The organism is Novosphingobium sp. BL-A-28-Hi1-0D (assembly GCF_055521755.1).
In genome coordinates this window covers 3,609,044-3,628,116 of record NZ_CM145502.1, presented here as the reverse complement: position 1 = coordinate 3,628,116, position 19,073 = coordinate 3,609,044, and the positions used below count along the sequence as shown (strand labels likewise).

The 19,073-nt window shown below is 63.2% G+C and carries 15 protein-coding genes; 11 read left to right on the top strand and 4 right to left on the bottom strand.

What is annotated here, in order from left to right; genetic code table 11:
* The first annotated feature begins 12 nt into the window (after positions 1 to 12).
* The 6 genes from ACZ1JW_RS17490 to ACZ1JW_RS17465 all read left to right on the top strand — a co-directional run bounded on the left by ACZ1JW_RS17490 (position 13) and on the right by ACZ1JW_RS17465 (position 13,420).
* Positions 13 to 1,668, top strand: coding sequence for an acetolactate synthase large subunit (locus ACZ1JW_RS17490; protein ID WP_465141496.1), 1,656 nt, complete (start codon positions 13 to 15; stop codon positions 1,666 to 1,668).
* Positions 1,669 to 1,789: 121 nt separating this feature from the next.
* Entirely contained in the window at positions 1,790 to 3,226 is a 1,437-nt protein-coding gene (locus ACZ1JW_RS17485) for an aldehyde dehydrogenase family protein (RefSeq protein WP_465141495.1), read from the top strand.
* A gap of 186 nt (positions 3,227 to 3,412) precedes the next feature.
* Positions 3,413 to 4,834 (top strand): multiheme c-type cytochrome, encoded by a 1,422-nt coding sequence (locus ACZ1JW_RS17480; RefSeq protein WP_465141494.1) that lies wholly within the window; start codon positions 3,413 to 3,415, stop codon positions 4,832 to 4,834.
* Entirely contained in the window at positions 4,834 to 6,822 is a 1,989-nt protein-coding gene (locus ACZ1JW_RS17475; RefSeq protein ID WP_465141493.1) for a GlcG/HbpS family heme-binding protein, read from the top strand. The genes ACZ1JW_RS17480 and ACZ1JW_RS17475 overlap by 1 nt, the downstream gene beginning before the upstream one ends.
* Positions 6,822 to 8,828, top strand: a complete 2,007-nt coding sequence (locus ACZ1JW_RS17470; RefSeq protein WP_465141492.1) for a hypothetical protein — start codon at positions 6,822 to 6,824, stop codon at positions 8,826 to 8,828. The genes ACZ1JW_RS17475 and ACZ1JW_RS17470 overlap by 1 nt, the downstream gene beginning before the upstream one ends.
* Before the next feature lie 11 nt (positions 8,829 to 8,839).
* On the top strand, positions 8,840 to 13,420 hold the full coding sequence (locus ACZ1JW_RS17465) for an LVIVD repeat-containing protein (protein WP_465141491.1): 4,581 nt from the start codon (positions 8,840 to 8,842) through the stop codon (positions 13,418 to 13,420).
* A 53-nt stretch (positions 13,421 to 13,473) separates the two neighbouring features.
* Here ACZ1JW_RS17465 and ACZ1JW_RS17460 read toward each other — a convergent pair whose 3' ends face one another.
* Together ACZ1JW_RS17460 and ACZ1JW_RS17455 are read right to left on the bottom strand one after the other, a co-directional pair.
* Positions 13,474 to 13,854, bottom strand: a complete 381-nt coding sequence (locus tag ACZ1JW_RS17460; protein WP_465141490.1) for a hypothetical protein — start codon at positions 13,852 to 13,854, stop codon at positions 13,474 to 13,476.
* Entirely contained in the window at positions 13,844 to 14,032 is a 189-nt protein-coding gene (locus ACZ1JW_RS17455) for a hypothetical protein (protein WP_465141489.1), read from the bottom strand. Before ACZ1JW_RS17455 ends, ACZ1JW_RS17460 begins: the two co-directional genes overlap by 11 nt.
* A 119-nt stretch (positions 14,033 to 14,151) precedes the next feature.
* Here ACZ1JW_RS17455 and ACZ1JW_RS17450 point away from each other — a divergent pair, with 119 nt between their 5' ends.
* A complete protein-coding gene (locus ACZ1JW_RS17450) occupies positions 14,152 to 14,850 on the top strand; it encodes a S24 family peptidase (RefSeq protein ID WP_465141488.1) in 699 nt (232 codons plus the stop codon).
* On the opposite strand, the gene ACZ1JW_RS17445 is transcribed toward ACZ1JW_RS17450, so the two are convergent.
* Positions 14,847 to 15,284, bottom strand: a complete 438-nt coding sequence (locus tag ACZ1JW_RS17445; protein WP_465141487.1) for an acetyltransferase — start codon at positions 15,282 to 15,284, stop codon at positions 14,847 to 14,849. The two genes, ACZ1JW_RS17450 and ACZ1JW_RS17445, sit on opposite strands and share 4 nt — an antisense overlap.
* A gap of 64 nt (positions 15,285 to 15,348) precedes the next feature.
* Between ACZ1JW_RS17445 and ACZ1JW_RS17440 the strand changes: the two genes are divergently transcribed.
* Positions 15,349 to 16,017, top strand: a complete 669-nt coding sequence (locus ACZ1JW_RS17440) for an MBL fold metallo-hydrolase (RefSeq protein ID WP_465125487.1) — start codon at positions 15,349 to 15,351, stop codon at positions 16,015 to 16,017.
* An 80-nt stretch (positions 16,018 to 16,097) separates the two neighbouring features.
* Here the strand turns inward: ACZ1JW_RS17440 and ACZ1JW_RS17435 are convergent, their stop codons facing one another.
* Entirely contained in the window at positions 16,098 to 16,490 is a 393-nt protein-coding gene (locus ACZ1JW_RS17435; RefSeq protein ID WP_465125488.1) for an MAPEG family protein, read from the bottom strand.
* A gap of 245 nt (positions 16,491 to 16,735) precedes the next feature.
* On the opposite strand from ACZ1JW_RS17435, the gene rpmF reads away from it, so the two are divergent.
* From rpmF to ACZ1JW_RS17420, 3 genes are read left to right on the top strand one after another with little or no spacing between them, the layout of a single operon-like run.
* Positions 16,736 to 16,915 (top strand): 50S ribosomal protein L32, encoded by a 180-nt coding sequence (gene rpmF / locus ACZ1JW_RS17430; protein WP_039331452.1) that lies wholly within the window; start codon positions 16,736 to 16,738, stop codon positions 16,913 to 16,915.
* 26 nt (positions 16,916 to 16,941) lie between these two features.
* Positions 16,942 to 18,024: a phosphate acyltransferase PlsX gene (gene plsX, locus ACZ1JW_RS17425; protein WP_465125489.1), complete on the top strand. Its 1,083-nt coding sequence runs from the start codon at positions 16,942 to 16,944 to the stop codon at positions 18,022 to 18,024.
* A complete protein-coding gene (locus ACZ1JW_RS17420) occupies positions 18,021 to 18,998 on the top strand; it encodes a beta-ketoacyl-ACP synthase III (RefSeq protein ID WP_465141486.1) in 978 nt (325 codons plus the stop codon). Before plsX ends, ACZ1JW_RS17420 begins: the two co-directional genes overlap by 4 nt.
* Positions 18,999 to 19,073 lie beyond the last annotated feature (75 nt).

Here is a 19,073-nt window from a genome sequence, read left to right as displayed (position 1 = left end):
GAGCGACCAAAAATGGCCGAAGGCAAGAAGGCGTCAGACCTGTTCATCGAGTGCCTTGAAGAAGAAGGCTGCGAATACATCTTCGGCGTCCCGGGCGAAGAGAACCTCGATCTCCTCGATTCGCTATCCCGCTCCAGCAAGATCAAGCTGATCCTCACCCGCCACGAACAGGGCGCGGGCTTCATGGCGGCCACCTATGGTCGCCACACCGGCAAGACAGGCGTCTGTATCGCAACGCTCGGGCCGGGCGCCACCAACTTCGTCACCGCGGCAGCCTATGCCACGCTCGGCGGCATGCCGATGCTGATGATCACCGGCCAGAAGCCGATCAAGAAGTCCAAGCAGGGCCGCTTCCAGATCCTTGATGTCGTCTCGATGATGGGGCCAATCACCAAGTTTACGCATCAGATGGCGTCTTCGGACAACATCCCCAGCCGCGTGCGCGAGGCCTATCGTCTGGCCGAAGAAGAAAAGCCCGGCGCGACGCATATCGAACTGCCCGAGGACATTGCCGACGAGCACACCGATTCACGGCCCTTGAAGCGCAGCCTTGTCCGTCGCCCGAACGCTGACGCCAAGTCGGTCGCGCAGGCGGTTCATGCGCTGCAGAACGCGAAAGCCCCGGTACTTGTGATCGGCGCGGGCGCTAACCGCAAGATGACCGGCAAGATGCTTGCCGAACTGGTAGAGAAGACCGGCATTCCGTTCCTTACCACCCAGCTTGGCAAGGGCGTGATCGACGAACGCCATCCGAAATTCCTCGGCTGCGCCGCGCTCTCTGCCGGGGACTTCGTTCACCGTGCGGTCGAGGACGCGGACCTGATCGTCAACGTCGGCCATGACGTGATCGAAAAGCCGCCGTTCTTCATGCGCGAAGGCGGAACGCCGGTCATTCACGTCTCGACCAAGACCGCCGAGGTCGATCCGGTCTATTTCCCCTCGATCGAGGTGATCGGCGATATCGCCAACGCCATCTGGCAGATCAAGGAAGCGATCACGCCGAACCCTGCGTGGAACTTCGACCACATGCTGGCCTATCGCGCCGCCGAGGTCGCCCATACCGCGCCGCTCGCTGCCGATACCCGCTTCCCGATCTTCCCGCCGCATCTGGTCCAGCAGATCCGCGACGCCATGCCCGAAGACGGGATCATCTGTCTCGACAACGGCGTCTACAAGATCTGGTTCGCGCGCGGCTACACGGCCTACCAGCCCAACACGGTGCTGCTCGACAACGCGCTCGCCACGATGGGGGCGGGTCTCCCCTCCGCGATGATGAGCGCGATGCTTTACCCCGATCGCAAGGTCATGGCGATCTGCGGTGATGGCGGCTTCATGATGAACAGCCAAGAGATGGAAACCGCCGTCCGCCTCGGCCTCAACCTTACGGTGCTGATCCTCAACGACAGCTCCTACGGCATGATTCGCTGGAAGCAGGCCAACATGGGTTTCGAGGATTTCGGCCTGACGTACGGCAACCCCGATTTCGTCAAGTACGCCGAGAGTTATGGCGCCAATGGCTACCGCGTCGAAAGCGCCGCGCACCTCAAGGAATTGCTCGCGCACTGCAACTCCACGCCCGGCGTCCATCTGATCGATTGCCCGGTCGACTATTCGGAGAACGACCAGATTCTGAACAAGGACATCAAGGAACTGTCCAAGGCGCTCTAGGGTTCAGGCGACCATGAAGTCGTCGCCCCGGACCTGATCCGGGGCCCCGCTTTCTCCCTGCGGCGGTGCAAAAAGCAGCGGGATCCCGGATCGGGTCCGGGATGGCGTGGAGTTTGAAGCAGTGACCAAGTTGAAAGACGTCTATCCGCTCTACCTCAACAACAAGGCAGTACAGCCCAACACCGACCTTGCGGTGACCGACAAGTTCACCGGGGAAGTTGCCTTCCGCACCGCGCTTGCCACACCCGACGTTATCGACGAGGCCATCGCCGGTGCCGTCCGTGCGGCCGAGCCGATGGCAAAGCTTGCCAGCTACGAAAAGCGCGACGTGCTCGACCACTGCGTCAAGCGCTTTGCCGAGCGCAAGGACGAATTGGCCTATGCCTTGTGCGTCGAAGCCGGCAAGCCCATCGCCGATTCGGAAGGCGAAGTCGGCCGATTGATCGACACCTTCCGCATCGCCGCCGAAGAAGCCACACGCAATTACGGCGAAGTCCAGCCGCTCGACATCTCCCCGCGCGCCAAGGGCTACATGGGCATGTGGAAGCGTGTGCCGATCGGGCCGTGCAGCTTCATTTCTCCCTTCAACTTCCCGCTGAACCTCGCCGCCCACAAGATCGCGCCCGCCATCGCCATGGGCTGCCCCTTCGTGATGAAGCCCGCCAGCCTCACGCCCTTGGGTGCGATCATCATGGGTGAAGTGCTGGCAGAGTGCGACGTCCTGCCCGAAGGCGCATTCTCGATCCTGCCCGCCAGCCGTGACGGGGCTGACCTGTTCACGACCGACGAGCGCTTGAAGCTCCTGTCCTTCACCGGCTCCCCGGGGGTCGGCTGGAACCTCAAGGCCAAGGCCGGCAAGAAGAAGGTCGTGCTCGAACTCGGCGGCAACGCAGCCGTGGTCGTCGACAAGGACGCCGATCTCGACCACGCGCTCGCCCGGATCATCTTCGGCGGATACTACCAGTCCGGCCAGTCCTGCATCCACGTCCAGCGCGTGATCATCCATGCCGACATCTACGACCGCTTCCGCGACATGCTCGCCGCCAAGGTGAAGGAACTGAAGTCCGGCGATCCCAAGAATCGCGATACCTTCATCGGCCCGATGATCTCGGCCAAGGAAGCGCAGCGGCTCAAATCGTGGATCGACTCGGCAGTAGCCGGAGGAGCAACCCTGCTCGCGGGCGGTGGATGTCAGGGCAACATGCTCGAGGCCACCCTGCTCGAAGGATGCAGCCGCGAAATGGACGTCTATACCGAGGAAGCCTTCGGTCCCGTCGTCATCCTCTCGAAGTTCACCGAATGGGACGCCGCGCTCGATGAAGTGAACGACAGCAAGTTCGGTCTTCAGGCAGGCCTGTTCACCTCCGACTTGCACAAGGTCATGGACGCGTGGGACCGGCTCGATGTCGGCGGCATCGTCGTCAACGACGTTTCGTCCTACCGCGTCGACAACATGCCCTACGGCGGGGTCAAGGATTCGGGGCTCGGTCGCGAGGGCGTACGCTTTGCCATGGAGGACATGTCCGAAATCAGGAACATGGTCATCCGGCGGCAGTGACATTGAGTGAGGTTTGGCGTCTGTCTTTCTGATATGTTTCCATGAAATCGGATTAGCCACTTGAACCCATGGGGCAGAGTGTCCTAGTCTCCGATCAAACGGGGTCGCATTGCAGCACTTCCGGCCAGGGCTTCCGCACAAGGCATAAAGCCGCGCGGCAAGCAGAGCCGGTGGGGACGAGGGGCAATGCAGGGTATCATCTTGGGAATCGGGCGGCTGGCGGCACTGTGCCGTGCGATTCCGCGTTCTGGCGCCATGGCCTTTGTAGCGTGTCTCGCCATGGCCGGGGCCGCTCTCGGCGCTTCCTCGCTCGTCTCGCCCGCTGCAGTGCAGGCTCAAGGTACCGCGCCAGCCGTGTTGCGTGGTCACGTCGGAGTCGCCTCGTGCGCTGGCTCCACCTGCCACGGCCGCAGCGTTGCAGATGGTGCTGTCGTCCGGCAGGACGAACTCATGCGCTGGCAGGAAGAATCCTCGCCCTCCGGCGCACACAGCCGCGCCTGGCGCGTGATCCAGGAACCGCGCGGACAGGCCATCGTCCGCCGCATGGGTCTCGATGCCGCAGGCGTACAGCGCGAGTGCGCAGGGTGCCACGCGTCTCCCGGTTCGGCTCGCCCCGCCGATGGCGTCGATTGCGAAGCTTGCCATGGCGCGTCCGGCGGCTGGCTCTCCACCCACTACACGGTTGGTGCCAGCCACGCCCGCAATGTCGCGCAAGGCATGACCGATCTGACCCGTCCGCAGGTCAAGGCGCAAGTCTGCCTTGATTGCCACTTCTCGGGCGACGCGAAGGGCCAGTTCATCGCCCACCGCATCATGGCGGCAGGCCACCCGCGCATCTCGTTTGAGCTGGACCTGTTCACCACGCTCCAGCAGCACCACGATGAAGACGCCGATTATGTCCAGCGCAAGGGCAGCAAAACCAACTCGATGCGCATGTGGGCTGTTGGTCAGGCCGAGGCAGTCAAGCGCAGCCTTGAACTCTACAGCCAGCCGGCCCGGGCGATGGACGGGGTGTTCCCCGAATTCACCTTCTACGATTGCCACTCATGCCACCGCCGCATCTATGATGGTGAAGAAGGCAATGTGACTGCAGTGCGCAATCCGGGTCGTCCGATCGATCTCGGAACACCGCCCTACAATGACGAGAACATGATCATGCTTCTCGCCGCTGCCCGCGTCGTCGCGCCGGACGCAGCTGCCACCTTCGATGCACGAGCGAAGGCCTTCCACAAGGCGATGCTTGCCAACCGAGCCGAAACCGTCGCTGCTGCGCAGGCGCTGCGCCAGTCGGCCGATGCGCTGTCGTCGCGCTTTGCTTCGGCCAGCTTCACGCGCGATCAGACTTTCGCGATCATGGAGTCGATCGCCAGTGACGCCATTGGTGAGCGCTACACGGACTATGAAGGTGCCGTGCAGTCGGTCATGGCGGTCGACACGCTGCTCGGCGGCATGGTCAACCAGGGCATGGTGTCAACGGCTTCGGCCAATGGCCTGCGCGTTCAGATCAATCAGGCATATGCCGCCGTTCGCGATCCGAACGGTTTCCAGCCTCTCGCATTCCGCCGCGCTCTGGGCAGCGCGGTACGTTCGATCCGGAGCCTTCGCTGATGCGCATGCCGTTGGCTTTCCGGCAGACCACCGCCGTCGCACTTGCGCTCTCTCTCACACTGTCAGGGTGCGGCGGCGGTGACTCTGGTTCGGGCGGTACGTTTACACCGACTCCTACATCCACATCGGCATCGCGGTTTTTCGCAGATCCCGCTCAGGAAGCGCTGACCGCAGCTGAGGTTCAGCAGATCATCGCCCAGGCCGTGGGCGAGGCGAAGGCGCTCAATTACCCCGCGATCATCGCCGTGGTCGACCGCGTCGGAAACGTGCTCGCGGTGTTCCGCATGAACGGCGCGGCGACGAAGATGATCATCAGCCCGCGCACCGCGACTGGCGAGATATCGACGCGCAAGGTCGACGCGCAGGGCCTCGAGGTCGAGGCGACCATGGGCGCAATCTCCAAGGCCGTCACTGCTGCCTATCTATCATCGAGCGGCAACGCTTTCTCGACCCGTACGGCGAGCATGATCGTTCAGGAGCATTTCCCGCCAGCGCCGAACACGCCCGGACTCGAATCCGGTCCATTGTTTGGCGTGCAGTTCAGCCAGCTGCCTTGTTCCGACCTCGCTGCCCGCTTCACGGCGGGCAATGCCGGATCGGGCGCGTTCATCGGCCCCAAGCGTGCGCCGCTCGGCCTCGCGGCCGACCCGGGTGGCTTGCCACTCTACAAGAACGGCGTTGTCGTCGGCGGCATCGGCATCATGGCCGATGGTGACTACGCCTACGATCCCGACGTGACCGACGTCGATGGCGATCCGGAAGAGTTCATGGCGCTCGCCGGTATTCAGGGCTTTGCCCCGGCGGCCGACATCCGCGCGGATCGGATCACGGTCGACGGTTCCACCTTGCGCTTCTCCGATGCCCGCGTGGAAGGCCTGCATGCGCTGCAGACCAGTTTCTCGGCGATCAACAACGTGGCTGGCGCGCTGATCCCGGTGCGTGGCTATTACGACGGTACTTCCGTGCTTGCCGGCACGCCCTATGGCACCGAAGCCAGCGGTATCCGCCGCGCGACGTCGGCCGAGTTTTCGCTCGCCGATGCCTATGTCTTGAGCAACGGTGCGGGCACGAACCGCTATCCCGTCAAGTCTGGTACCGACGCCGCCGCTGTGGGCACGCCCCTGACCGCTGCCGAAGTCCGCGCCGTGCTTGAAGAAGCCTTCACGATCATGACTCGCGCCCGCGCGCAGATCCGCCGCCCGCTTGACAGTCGCGCGCAAGTCTCGATCTCGGTGGTCGATACTTATGGCGAAGTGCTCGGTCTCGTTCGTGGGCCTGATGCGCCAATCTTCGGCATTGACGTATCGCTGCAGAAGGCGCGCACGGCGGCGTTCTTCTCAAATCCGGTGGCCGCCGATCAGCTCAATGCCAACACTGACGCGGAAATCCCCGCATTCGTTCAACGAGCCCGCGATTTCCTCGGTGATCAGACCGCGCTGACCGGCAAGATCGCCTTTGCCGACCGTTCTGGCGGCAACCTCTCGCGGCCATTCTTCCCGGATGGCGAAGTCGGTCGTCCCCATGGGCCTTTCTCGCGTCCGATCACGGATTTCAGCCCGCTCGCTACTGGCCTCCAGATAGCCCTGGTCAAGGCCAACCTTCTCCAGCACGCGGTGTTCGTCCAAGGCTCGCTAAATGCGCGCGATGTGGTGCAGACCTGTACTGCGGTTCCCGATACGCCAACCGGCAAGAAGCGTCTGGCCAACGGCATCCAGATTTTCCCCGGCTCGGTGCCAATCTATCGCGGCGGCAAGTTGGTCGGTGCCATCGGCATTTCGGGCGACGGTATCGATCAGGACGACATGATCGCTTTCCTGGGCGCGCATAATGGCGGCGCAAAAGTCGGCGGGATCGGCAATGCGCCCAAGGAAATCCGCGCCGATACCATCGTCGTGCCCGTGGGGCAGGGCGTGCGCCTGCGCTACGTGAACTGTCCCTTCGCCCCGTTCCTCGATACGAGCGAACAGAACGCCTGCGAGGGCAAGTGATGCAGCAGGTGGCTATCCTTCTCGCCCCGGTGCTTGGTATCGCACAGCCGCATAGCCAGCCTGCACCGCTAACCTTCTACATGCAGGACGCATCGGGGATGGCACCGGGTGCTGCCGAACCGCAGCAGGCACCAACGGCTGACAGCAAGGCTGCGCTCCCGGGTGGCGAAACGGACGCCGAGGGCGCACTAATTGACGGACGCCGCCGCCCCGGTTTCAACAAGCAGCTCCCCGAAAAGGTCGAGCAGGACAATCCCGGCGCAGTCAACGCCCCGCCTCCCGAAGCCTTCTATGACAAGTACGATGGTGAAGGCCCGGTCGGCGATCTCGGCCTTGATGTCAGCCTGCCCGATCGCTGGCGCATCATGGCCTCGCTCTGCCCGAAGAAGGACCCGGCGACCGGCAAGAAGGACCGCGCGCTCTACACCCTGTTCCCCAAGCTCGAATATGCCTGCCACTCGCAGCTCGATCCGTTCCATCACAACCTGCTCAAGGGTGACCGTCCGCTGGCCAAGGGCAAGCGCCCCGGCTTCCTCAAAGACGATGACTGGTACCTGATCGCAGGCGCCGTGTCTGATACTGTGGTTGAGCCGCGCAGCTTCCCGATTCCCGTCGGCAACCAGACCACGACCAACCCCAACGAGATCGATACCTTCGGCCGCAGCCACAGCCTCGTGCTGTCGCAGACTTTCATCGCCAGCGTCTCGCTGCTCAAGGGCATGACCGCGTTCAAGCCGCCGGTGGTCGAATACCGCATCGCGATTGCGGGCAACCTCAATCACGTCGAAGTGCCTGAACGTCGCGTGCTGTTTGTCGAGCCTTCAAAGGGTACCAAGCGCACCGATGGCTTCATCGGCCTGCAGGAAGCCTTCATCGATTATCACATCGGTCGGTTCGATTCGAAGCGCTTCGATTTCATCTCCTTGCGCACCGGTATCCAGCCGATGCAGTCGGATTTCCGCGGCTTTCTGTTCAACGACAACCAGCTCGGCATCCGCCTGTTCGGCAACCGCGACAACAACCGCGTCCAGTTCAATCTCGCCGCGTTTTGGCGGCTCGAGAAGGAAACCAATTCAGGCCTCAACGACATCAGCCAGACGCCTCGACGCGACTGGGTGTTCATGGCCAACCTCTATCGCCAGGATTTTCCCGCCGTCGGCGTAACCAGCCAGATCTCGGTTACTTACAACATGAACCGCGAACGCAATCAGGTTCATGTCGACACCAACGGTTTCCCAGTCCGCCCGGCGCTGATCGGCGATCTGCGCGGGCGTGAATATGACGTGGTCTATCTGGGATACGCGGCTGACGGTCATATCGGTCGCCTGAACCTAACCGCTCAGGCCTATGCTGCACTGGGCGAGGACCGGAACAACTTCCTCACCAGCCGTCCGGCCGAGATCAAGGCGTTCATGGCCGCTGCCGAACTCAGCTACGACATCGACTGGTCACGCATCCGGCTCTCGGGGCTGTGGGCGAGCGGTGACAGCGACCCCTACGACAAGACCGAAGGCGGCTTCGACGCGATCTTCGAGAACCCTCAGTTTGCAGGCGCCGATACGAGCTATTGGATCCGCCAGACCATCCCGTTCGCGGGCGGTGGCCGCAACATCTCGGTCAATGGCCGCAACGGCATCCTCAACTCGCTGCGCTCCTCGAAAGAGCAAGGCCAGTCGAACTTTACAAACCCCGGCACGATGCTGGTCGGCCTTGGCACCGATTTCGACCTGACGCCCACCTTGCGCGTCTCGACCAACGTCAACCACTTGTGGTTCGAGAACACCAAAGTGCTGCAGGTCCTGCGCAACGAAGGGTCGATCCCCAAGGACATCGGCTGGGACGCGTCGGTCTCGGCGATCTGGCGTCCCAACGCCTCGCAGAATCTTGTTTTCCGCCTTTCGGGCGCAGTGCTTGATCCGGGGGCGGGGTTTGATGACCTGTTCGCCCAGCAGGGCAAGGCAAGCCGCTTCTATTCCGTCCTCGCCAACGCGACCCTGGCCTTCTGATGACCCAGCACATGACCAACACGCGCAGCTTCCGCAAACTTCCGCTGGCATGGCTGGTGGCAGCGCTCGCCGCGCTGCTGGTGCCGAGCGCGCTCTACGCTTCGGGCGAGGAGACGCCGCAGAAGGTCACGCACACCCGCGCACCTGCCGCTCCGCGCGGCCAGCCGGGCGACACTGCGGAAGAGCAGTGGGCCTACGTCGACAAGCAGAACGCCGGCTGCGTCAGCTGCCACACCAAGAGCGATCACCGAACGATGCACGCCAGCCCCGCCGTGGTGCTGTCGTGCGCGGATTGCCATGGCGGCAACACCAAGGTCGTGGCTGACCGTTCGTGGAACCGCAATTCCATCGATTACGTCGCGGCAATGAAGGACGCTCACGTCCTGCCGAAGTATCCCGTGGCCTGGGGCTGGCCGTCCTCGGCAAACCCCAAGCGTTCCTATGCGCTGCTGGCCAAGGAAAGCCCGGAATTCATCCGCTTCATCAACCCCTCGGACTATCGCGTCGCGCGTGATTCCTGCGGGGCCTGCCACATGTCGATCATCGAGGCGTCAGAGCGCTCGCTGATGTCGACCGGCGCAATGCTGTGGGGCGGCGCGGCCTATAACAACGGCATCGTGCCCTTCAAGAATTACCTCTTCGGTGAAAGCTTTACCCGCAATGGTGAGCCTGCGCTGCTCAAGTCGGCGTCGAAGGAAATCGGCCCCGATGGCAAGCCGATGTGGGGCACTGTCACACCCAAGGAGAAGGCGCGCGGCGCGCTGCCGATCATGTATCCGCTGCCGCGCTGGCATACGATCCCGCCGGGCGACGTGTTCCGCGTGTTCGAGGACGGCGGCCGCACGATCAACCCGCAGTTCCCCGAAATCGGTCTGCCCAACTCGACCGGTCTGATCCAGCGTCTTGAAGAGCCGGGCCGTCCTGACCTCAAGCAGTCCAACCGTGGCCCCGCTACAGGCCTGCGCGTCGCGATTCCGGTGCTCAACATCCACAAGACGCGCCTGAACGACCCGTTTCTGTTCCAGATGGGCACCAACGACCAGCCGGGCGACTATCGTTCCTCGGGCTGCGCCGCGTGCCACGTGATTTACGCGAACGATCGCGAACCGCGCCACTCGCTGAACTACGGCAAGTGCGGGCGTGACGGGCAGACGATCACCGCTGACCCCACGATCAATGCCCTGCGCGAAGGCCAGCACCGCAAGGGGGCCTATGGCTCCTATGATGCCGCAAAGGAGGAACACCACGACAAGGTTCGTGGCACCGTACTTGGCGGCAAGGGCAGCTACCTCGGTGGCGACAAGACCGATCCCGAGCAGGCAAAGGACATGGAAGGTGATTGCGCCCGCGCGATCTCTTCCGCCGAACAGCTTGTCTATGCCCCGGCCAAGGGCGTCGCCCCGCATGGTACGATGGACCATGACAAGATGGATCAGGCCTCGGCCCATGCCATGGCGGGGCTTGATGCCAAGGGCCATCCCAAGAAGGGCGACCATGGCGAGGACTCGCACGACTCCGATGGCCCGGTCGCCATGCAGGATCGCGAACGCGGCCACCCGCTGGTCCACGCCTTCACCCGCGCCATCCCGACCGCGCAGTGCATGAACTGCCACATGCACCAGCCGAACATCTTCCTGAACTCCTACCTCGGCTACACGATGTGGGACTACGAATCCGATGCGCCCAGCATGTGGCCCGGGCCCGAGAACCGCGCGCCCAAGCCTGCGGGCATGTCTGACGAGGACTACGCCAAGACGTTCAAGAAGCAGTTCTATCCCAACATCGACGAGCAGCGCGAAGTGCTCGACCGCAATCCGGAAGGTGCGTCCACGCGAGGTCTGTGGCGCGATGTCGAATTCCTGCGCAACGTCTATGACCTGAACGACAAGCTCGAACGCACCCAGTTCGCCGATTACCACGGCCACGGCTGGAACTTCCGCGCTATCCTCAAGCGTGACCGTCGCGGCAACCTGCTCGATGACGAGGGCGATATGTCGTCCTACGGCACCGACAAGGCGCACATCATCTCGCCCGATGACCCGGAAAAGTTCCGCAAGGCGGGCGAGGGCAAGTTCGTCGAACCAGGCGAGAGCAATCCCGGCAAGGCGGTCCACATGATGGACATCCACGCCCAGCTAGGCATGCAGTGCGCCGATTGCCATTTCTCGCAGGACAGCCACGGCAATGGCATGATCTACGGCGAAGTCGCCAATGCGGTCGAGATCGGGTGCAAGGATTGCCACGGCACGCCTGACAGCTACCCGACGCTGCTGACCTCGAACATGGCTGCGCCGGAAAAGGGCAACAACCTTGCCCTGCTGCGCAACGCCGATGGCCAGCGCCGCTTTGAATGGTACAACGAGGCTGACGGCCGCCGCGTGCTGGTGCAGCGCTCGATCATCGATCCGAACCTGTCCTGGCGCGTCAGCCTGGTGAAGGATTCGGTCGACGCACGCTATGCCGGCAAGATGGACTCGACCGGCAAGCCGATCTTCAATCCCAAGGCCGCGCGCGCCAAGCTGATGGCCAAGTCCGCATCTGATGACGGCGTCTACAAGTTCGGCACCGGCGTGCCCAAGGAGCAGCGCGCCCACCGTGACGACGACATGGCCTGCTTCACCTGCCACCTTTCGTGGACCACCTCGTGCGCAGGCTGCCACCTGCCGATCGAGGCGAACTGGAAGTCGGCCACCCACAAGTACGAGGAAGACTACACCCGCAACTACGCGACCTATAACCCGCAGATCGCGCGTGATGACATGTTCCAACTCGGCAAGCACCAGCGCAACAAGTCGTCGGGCTCCGATCCGGTGCAGTTCGATGCGGCAGGCAACCCCGTCAGCGGTAAGGCGATTACCGCGCCCATCCGCTCGACCTCGGCGCTGATCCTGTCCTCGACCAACATCAACCGCGAACGCATCTACGTGCAGCAGCCGCCTATCTCCTCGATCGGTTACTCCAGCCAGGCCTTCGCGCCGCACTTCCCGCACACCGTCCGCAAGAACGAGACGAAGCAGTGCACCGACTGCCATGTCAGTCAGGACGAGGACAACAACGCCACGATGGCGCAGTTGCTCCTGCTCGGCACCAACTACGTGAACTTCGTCGGCATGAACGCCTGGTTCGGCCTCGACGGCGGTTTCGAAGCGGTCCGCGTGACCGAATGGGACGAGCCGCAGGCCGTGATCGGCTCCTATCTCCACCGCTACGCCTATCCGGACTTCTGGAAGCAGCACGTGGAAGACAACGGTCGCGAACTGAAGAACTGGACCCGCGGCAAATCGTTCGATGGCAAGCTCTCGGGCGAAACCACCGGGCACGAGCAATTCACCAATGTGGTCGAAGGCACCAGGGACGCGGTCCGCTGCTTGCAGATGCGTGGCGAATACATGTTCGTCGCCGAAGGTAAGGGCGGCTTCCGCGCCTATGACATCGCGGCTGTCGGCAACAAGGGCTTCTCCGAGCGCATCGTGAAGGCCCCGTTCTCACCGCTCGGCCACGATACCCATGTCGCCACCACCAACGCGACCTGCATGGCCTTGCCAACCAACCAGTCGATCGCGCCCACGCGCAACACGCCTGAGCTGCGCGGCCTCAATCAGGAGCAGCCGTTCTCGCCGATCTACAGCTATGCCTTTGTCACTGACGCGGTTGAAGGCCTGATCGCGGTCAACGTCGATACGCTGGCCGATGGCGAGTTCCGCAACAACTTCTTCGACCGCGCGCTGACCTTCAATCCGGACGGCGTGCTCACCGGCGCAAGGCACATCACGCTGGCGGGCGATTACGCCTACATCGTGACTGACAAGGCGCTGGTCACCGTCCACCTGCCCAAGCCGTGGTCCCCGCAGAAGCCCTGCGAGGTGAGTGAAAAGAAAGGCGGAGAGACCTGCCTTGATCCGCGCATCACCTCGGTTGTGCCCTTGCGCGATCCGCGCGCCACGGCGGTCCAGTTCCGCTACCTCTGGGTGACGACGGCCAACGGGCTTGAGCTGATGGACATCACCAATCTGGCCCAACCCAAGGCGGTGCCCTCCGCCACGGTGCCGCTGGCCGATGCCCGCCGCGTCTATCTTGCCCGTACTTACGCCTATGTCGCGGCCAAGTCGCAAGGGTTGGTGATCGTCGACATCACCGCACCGACGCGCCCGTCGATCTACACCAGCTACACCGCTGACGGGCAACTCAACGATGCCGAGGACGTGATTGTTGCGTCCACCAATGCCTCGCTCTTTGCCTACGTCGCCGATGGCCGGAACGGGATGAAGGTGCTGCAGCTGACGTCGCCTGCCAGCCAGCCGAACTTTTATGGCTTCTCGCCCGAGCCCAAGCCGGAACTGATCGCCTGGGCCCGCACGCCCACGCCAGCTCTCGCGCTGTCCAAGGGGCTCGACCGCGATCGCGGAGTGGATGAAACCGGCGGCCAGATGGCGGTCTTCGGTCGCCTCGGTTCGCGTCCTTTCACGCGGCCGGAGATGGAAGAGCTGTTCCTCAACAGCAAGGGCGACGTGTTCCGCGTCTCGAATGCCGTGGACATGAGCCTGTGGGTCGGCGCAAAGCCCGCCCCGATGCTGGCGAAGATCGACAAATAGAGTTTCACTGTTGGAGAGGAGAGCGGGTGCCTCACGGGGCACCCGCCGATCTCTCAGTCCGCGTCGAGCAGCAGGATCGCGCACTCCACTTCCAGCAGCGATGACGGCAGTAGTTCGTGGTCAACCCGTGTTACCGCAGCATCGGCCACCAGCTCGCGCCGCAGCTTGAACTCGTGCTCTGGCAACGCCGCCACGAAGGCCTCGCCATCGCTCACCGCATCGCTTCCGGCGAAACGCAGCACCAAGCGGTGGCGTGCCCCTGAAAAGGTGATGCTCGCCCAGGGCGTTTCGCCATGGCTGATGATTTCCGCCAGCGGTCCGGCGATTTCGCGTATCGCACGTAACAGCCGGTCGGCCGTCGTCGTCAGGGCACGCGGCGGTGCAGGAGTTTGCGCGACGGACTTCGTCTCGAAGGCGCTCGGATCAAGCAGCATGGACATTCACTCCATAATTGTTCATGAAATGTTCCACGCGTGATATCAGCGCGGAACGGGGCTCGCGGCCATTGCGCAAGTCGCCCACGAAGCGGGGGTCATGTGCGGCAAGGCGGCCGAATTTGGTGACGGGCATCCCCGTCTGGCGCAGGAAACTCTCGACCTTGCGGAGCAGCATGTTCTCTCACCCTCCTGATGCTGGCGTCTCGGAGACGACTCGAAATAGGATTTTTCCTATGTTGATCTCCAAATCCTACAATGCTAGGAAAAGTCCTTCGATATCGGAGGAAGGTTGAAATGGCCCTGCAGGATGGCGAATCGGATGATGGTGCCCGGTCCCGTCTCGTTGCACTCGCGGCGCAGCGTGGCGTCAGCCTCTCCGCGCTCTCTGCGCTGATCGGCCGCAACACCACTTATCTCCAGCAGTTCGTGCGCAAGGGCAGCCCCCGCAAGCTCGAGGAGAACGACCGTCGCACGCTGGCGGAATTCTTCGGCGTGCCCGAGAGCGACCTTGGCGCACAGCAGCGAGGCGGTGTTCTTGCCGTGGGGCAGGGGAGTGTGACCACTGCGCCTCCCGTACGCGCCATTACTCCCGAATGGGCTGACATTCCCCGCCTGCCGCTTGGCGCATCAGCTGGCCCCGGCACCCTGCCTGCAGAGGAAATCCCCTCCGGCCGCCTGCGCTTCAATCACCGCTGGCTCAAGGGGCAAGGCCTCGAACCCGCCATGCTCACCGTGATCGAAGTCGAGGGCGACTCGATGGAGCCGACCTTGCGTGACGGTGACGAGATCCTTGTCGACCGCACCCCGCGCCCCTTGCGCGCCGGGATCCACGTCATCCGCCTCGACGATGTGCTGTTGGTCAAGCGCCTCGAACCCGGCCCCGGCGGCACCTTGCGCGTCATATCCGACAATGCCGCCTATCCCCGCCTCGAACGTGCCGCCAGTGAAGTGGAGATTGTCGGTCGTGTCGTCTGGAAGGGCGGGCGGCTTTAGGCCCGGAACTCCATCTGGATCAGCGGGTACGGCCGTCCTTGCCCGTCGAGCGCCGAGCGCCCCGTTTCAGCAAATCCCATACGAGCATAGAAGGCGCGTGCGCCCATGTTCTGCTCGTTCACCTCGAGCTTCGTCGCACCCAACACCTCTACCGCGTGCCGCACCAGCGCATGGCCAATTCCTTGGCCATGGCACGCCGGATCGACGAACAGTGCCTCGATCACGCCGCTTGCGGCGAGCAGGAACCCCGTCGCCTGGTCCGAAAAATCGACCGCGAGCACGAGGGGCGCCTGTGGCAGAAATCCAGCTACCTCCACGCCGATTGCAAGACGATCGCCAAGCAGAAGAAAGTCATGCGTTGCATCGACAGCGGCGGCCCAGATCGCCAGCGCGCGGGAGCCATCTTCAGGGCGTGATCGGCGTAGCTTGTGCATCGCGGCACGTTATGTCGACGACCTGACCATTGCAATTGTCGCTCCCGCGTTCCAAATCCCCAACATGACCCAGCCCACAGCCGAACCCGCCTTCAAGGTCGCGATCATCCCCGTGACCCCGCTCCAGCAGAATTGCACGCTGGTCTGGTGCACGAAGACCATGAAGGGCGCCTTCATCGATGCAGGCGGTGATCTCGAAAAGCTGCGCAAGGCGATCGAAGTCACCGGGGTGACGATCGAGAAGCTGCTCGTGACCCACGGCCACCTCGATCACTGCGGCAGCGTTGGCATTTTCGCGCGCGAACTTGGGGTGCCGATCGAAGGGCCGCATGAGGCTGACCGCTTCTGGATCGCGCAGCTCGATGAGGATTCGCAGCGCTGGGGCATCCCTGCCGAGGTGTTCGAGCCCAATCGCTGGCTCCATGATGGCGACAAGGTCACCGTCGGAGAAGTCGAACTCGACGTGATCCACTGCCCCGGCCACACGCCTGGCCACGTGATCTTCCATCACGCACCGTCACAGGTCGCCATTGTCGGGGATGTGCTGTTCCAGGGCTCGATCGGGCGCACCGATTTCCCGATGGGCAACCATCAGGATCTTATCGATTCGATCACGCAGAAGCTCTGGCCACTCGGCAACGACGTGACTTTCGTGCCCGGCCACGGCCCCAACAGCACCTTCGGCCGCGAACGCCAGACCAACGTCTACGTCAGCGACTATGCGCTGAGCTGAGCAGACGCGCTCAAGATATTCCCCTCCCGCAGGCGGGAGGGGGTAGGGGTGGGCAGGATGCTACGCCACCCCCGAAACATTCACATATCCAGAGCGATCGATACCGCCCAAACGCCAAGGCCGAGCTGCGAAAGCATGGTCGTAAGCGTCCCCACGCCGCGCAGGAAGCCGAGCGGACCGCCGTCCATGCCCACGCCGTGGCCGACACGGCCAAGCATGTAGAGGGCTGCAACGCCCATCAGGTAAGGATTGCCGGTACGGGCAAGCTCGACCGCCGCGATAAGCACCAGCACGATCGGTGTGTTCTCGATGAAGTTCGCCTGCGCGCGCATGCGGGCGATCAGTTCCATGTCGCCGCCGTCGCCGATGCTGATCTTCTTGGCGGTGCGAACCATGCCGATGCGGATGGAAAGCCAGATGTTGATGGCAGCGGCCGCAGCAGCCGCGCACAGCGTGATTGGCAGGATTGTCATTCCTCAGGTTATCCCCTCTCAGATGGCCCCCATGTGAGGGTCCGTCGCCAAAGCTAGCGCGCCCCAGCTTGCAAAGCATCAGAAAATCCGTATAGGCGCGCCTTCGCCCAGCGATCGGCGAATCCCGTGACTTGTGGCGTCCTTCGCCGCGTGCGGGTCCTGTGCCAAACAGGGCTTGTGCGAAGGTCCGGTTTTCCCTATCGCGCCCGCAACAAAACTATGCAATTCTAAGAACAGGTGCCGAGATGGCCGTCCCCAAAAGAAAGACTTCGCCCTCACGCCGGGGCATGCGCCGCAGCCATGACGCACTGAGCGTCGAAGCGTTCCACGAATGCTCGAACTGCGGTGAACTCAAGCGTCCGCACAACCTGTGCAACGCTTGCGGTCACTACAACGGTCGCGAAGTCATCGCCGTCGGGCTCTAAGCCTTCAAACGGGGGGGACTGAGGACATGAGCCTGCCGCGTATCGCCGTTGATGCGATGGGCGGCGATGAGGGCGTGCGCGTGATGGTCGAAGGCGCGGCGCTTGCCCGTCGTCGTCATGACCGCTTCAAGTTCCTCCTCGTCGGTGATGAGGCCCGCATCAAGCAGGCCCTCGAAAACCATCCAAACCTGCGTGAAGCTTCTGAAATACTCCATGCACCCGATGTGGTGTCGGGGGATGAGAAGCCGACGCAGGCCCTTCGCCGTGCCAAGACCACCTCGATGGGGCTGGCGATCAATGCGGTGAAGCAGGGTCATGCCGGGGCTGCGGTCAGCGCTGGCAATACCGGTGCGCTCATGGCCATGGCCAAGCTCGCGCTGCGCACCATGCCGGGGATTGACCGGCCGGCCCTTTCTGCACTTCTGCCAACGCTCGGCGAACATGACCTCATCATGCTCGATCTTGGCGCCAACACCGATTGCGATGCCCGCAACCTGGTGCAGTTTGCGATCATGGGTGCGGCCTATGCCCGCATCGTCAATGGCCTCGAATCGCCCCGCGTCCGCCTGCTCAACATCGGCACGGAAGAGACCAAGGGTACCGATTCCCTGCGCGATGCCGCCAACCAGCTCAAGGAACTGGCGGGGGACCTGGCGATGACATTCGACGGCTTCACCGAAGCCGACAAGCTTTCGCGCGGCGATTGCGACGTCGTCGTTACCGATGGCTTCTCCGGCAATATCGCATTGAAGTCGATGGAGGGCGCTGCCCGTTTCGTGGCGGACCTGCTGCGCCGCAGCTTCTCCTCGTCGCTGCGCTCGAAGTTCGGCTTCCTGATCTCGCGCCCGGCGACCGAGCTGCTCAAGCATCACCTTGATCCCAACAACCACAACGGGGCCGTGTTCCTCGGCCTCAATGGCGTCGTGGTGAAGAGCCATGGCAGCGCTTCGGCGCTCGGCGTGGCCAATGCCGTTGCGGTAACAGCCCGACTGCTGGAGGAAAACCTGACCGAGCGCATCGAAGCCGACCTTGCGCGCCTCGGCGCGGAAGCCATTCGCACCGGCGGTCGCGGCAAGTCAGCTCCCGTCAGCAGCGAGGACGCGGCATGAGCCTGCGCGCGGTCATCCGAGGCAGCGGCTCCGCCCTGCCGCAGCGCTGTGTGACCAACGCTGAAATGGCGCAGATGGTCGACACTACCGACGAATGGATCGTCGAGCGCACCGGTATCCGCCAGCGCTACCTCGCGAGCGAAGGCGAAACGACGTCCACGCTCGCCACCGAAGCGGCCCGCAAGGCTCTCGAAGCGGCTGGAATCGATGCTGCAAAGGTCGATCTGATCGTTCTCGCCACGGCAACGCCCGACCAGACGTTTCCGGCCACTGCCACGATCGTGCAGCATAACCTCGGCTGCAACGGCGGCATCGCCTTCGATGTAGCGGCGGTCTGCTCGGGTTTCCTCTACGCGCTCGCCACTGCGGATTCGATGATCCGCACCGGCATGGCCAAGTGCGCACTGGTGATCGGCGCTGAGACCTTCAGCAAGATTCTTGACTGGGAAGACCGCACAACCTGCGTTCTATTCGGCGATGGTGCAGGCGCGGTCGTGCTAGAAGCGCAGGACGTTGACGAAAACGATCCTGCCGCCCCCGGCGTGATTGCCACGCGCCTCCACGCCGATGGCGCGCACAACGAACTGCTCTATGTCGATGGTGGTCCGTCCACCACCGGCACGGTCGGCAAGGTCCGCATGAAGGGCCGCGAGGTGTTCCGCCACGCCGTCACCAATCTGGCCAACGTCCTGCGGGAAGTGCTTGAAACTTCAGGGCATGATGCAACCGAGATCGACTGGGTCGTGCCGCATCAGGCCAACTTCCGCATTCTCGACGCCACCGCGCGCAAGCTCGATCTGCCTGCGGAAAAGGTCGTCGTTACGGTTGATCGCCACGCCAACACCAGCGCAGCATCGGTGCCGCTCGCCTTCGATACTGCCGTCCGCGATGGCCGGATCAAAAAGGGTGACCTCGTGATGTTCGAGGCGATGGGTGGCGGCTTCACCTGGGGCGCCAGCCTCGCGCGCATCTGAAGTCCCACGCACTTCGTCGTTGCGAGGGGCGTAGCGACGAAGCAATCCATAGTCAGCGCAAGACCGCCCTGGATT

Bases quoted from the DNA above. Each gene is read 5' to 3' on its own strand.
- ACZ1JW_RS17475 (WP_465141493.1), top strand. From the start codon at position 4,834: ATGCGCATGCCGTTGGCTTTCCGGCAGACCACCGCCGTCGCACTTGCG.
- ACZ1JW_RS17440 (WP_465125487.1), top strand. From the start codon at position 15,349: ATGACCCAGCCCACAGCCGAACCCGCCTTCAAGGTCGCGATCATCCCC.
- ACZ1JW_RS17420 (WP_465141486.1), top strand. From the start codon at position 18,021: ATGAGCCTGCGCGCGGTCATCCGAGGCAGCGGCTCCGCCCTGCCGCAG.
- plsX (WP_465125489.1), top strand. From the start codon at position 16,942: ATGAGCCTGCCGCGTATCGCCGTTGATGCGATGGGCGGCGATGAGGGC.
- ACZ1JW_RS17460 (WP_465141490.1), bottom strand. From the start codon at position 13,854: ATGCTGCTTGATCCGAGCGCCTTCGAGACGAAGTCCGTCGCGCAAACT.
- ACZ1JW_RS17445 (WP_465141487.1), bottom strand. From the start codon at position 15,284: ATGCACAAGCTACGCCGATCACGCCCTGAAGATGGCTCCCGCGCGCTG.
- ACZ1JW_RS17435 (WP_465125488.1), bottom strand. From the start codon at position 16,490: ATGACAATCCTGCCAATCACGCTGTGCGCGGCTGCTGCGGCCGCTGCC.
- ACZ1JW_RS17455 (WP_465141489.1), bottom strand. From the start codon at position 14,032: ATGCTGCTCCGCAAGGTCGAGAGTTTCCTGCGCCAGACGGGGATGCCC.
- ACZ1JW_RS17465 (WP_465141491.1), top strand. From the start codon at position 8,840: ATGACCAACACGCGCAGCTTCCGCAAACTTCCGCTGGCATGGCTGGTG.
- ACZ1JW_RS17490 (WP_465141496.1), top strand. From the start codon at position 13: ATGGCCGAAGGCAAGAAGGCGTCAGACCTGTTCATCGAGTGCCTTGAA.
- ACZ1JW_RS17480 (WP_465141494.1), top strand. From the start codon at position 3,413: ATGCAGGGTATCATCTTGGGAATCGGGCGGCTGGCGGCACTGTGCCGT.
- ACZ1JW_RS17470 (WP_465141492.1), top strand. From the start codon at position 6,822: ATGCAGCAGGTGGCTATCCTTCTCGCCCCGGTGCTTGGTATCGCACAG.
- rpmF (WP_039331452.1), top strand. From the start codon at position 16,736: ATGGCCGTCCCCAAAAGAAAGACTTCGCCCTCACGCCGGGGCATGCGC.
- ACZ1JW_RS17450 (WP_465141488.1), top strand. From the start codon at position 14,152: ATGGCCCTGCAGGATGGCGAATCGGATGATGGTGCCCGGTCCCGTCTC.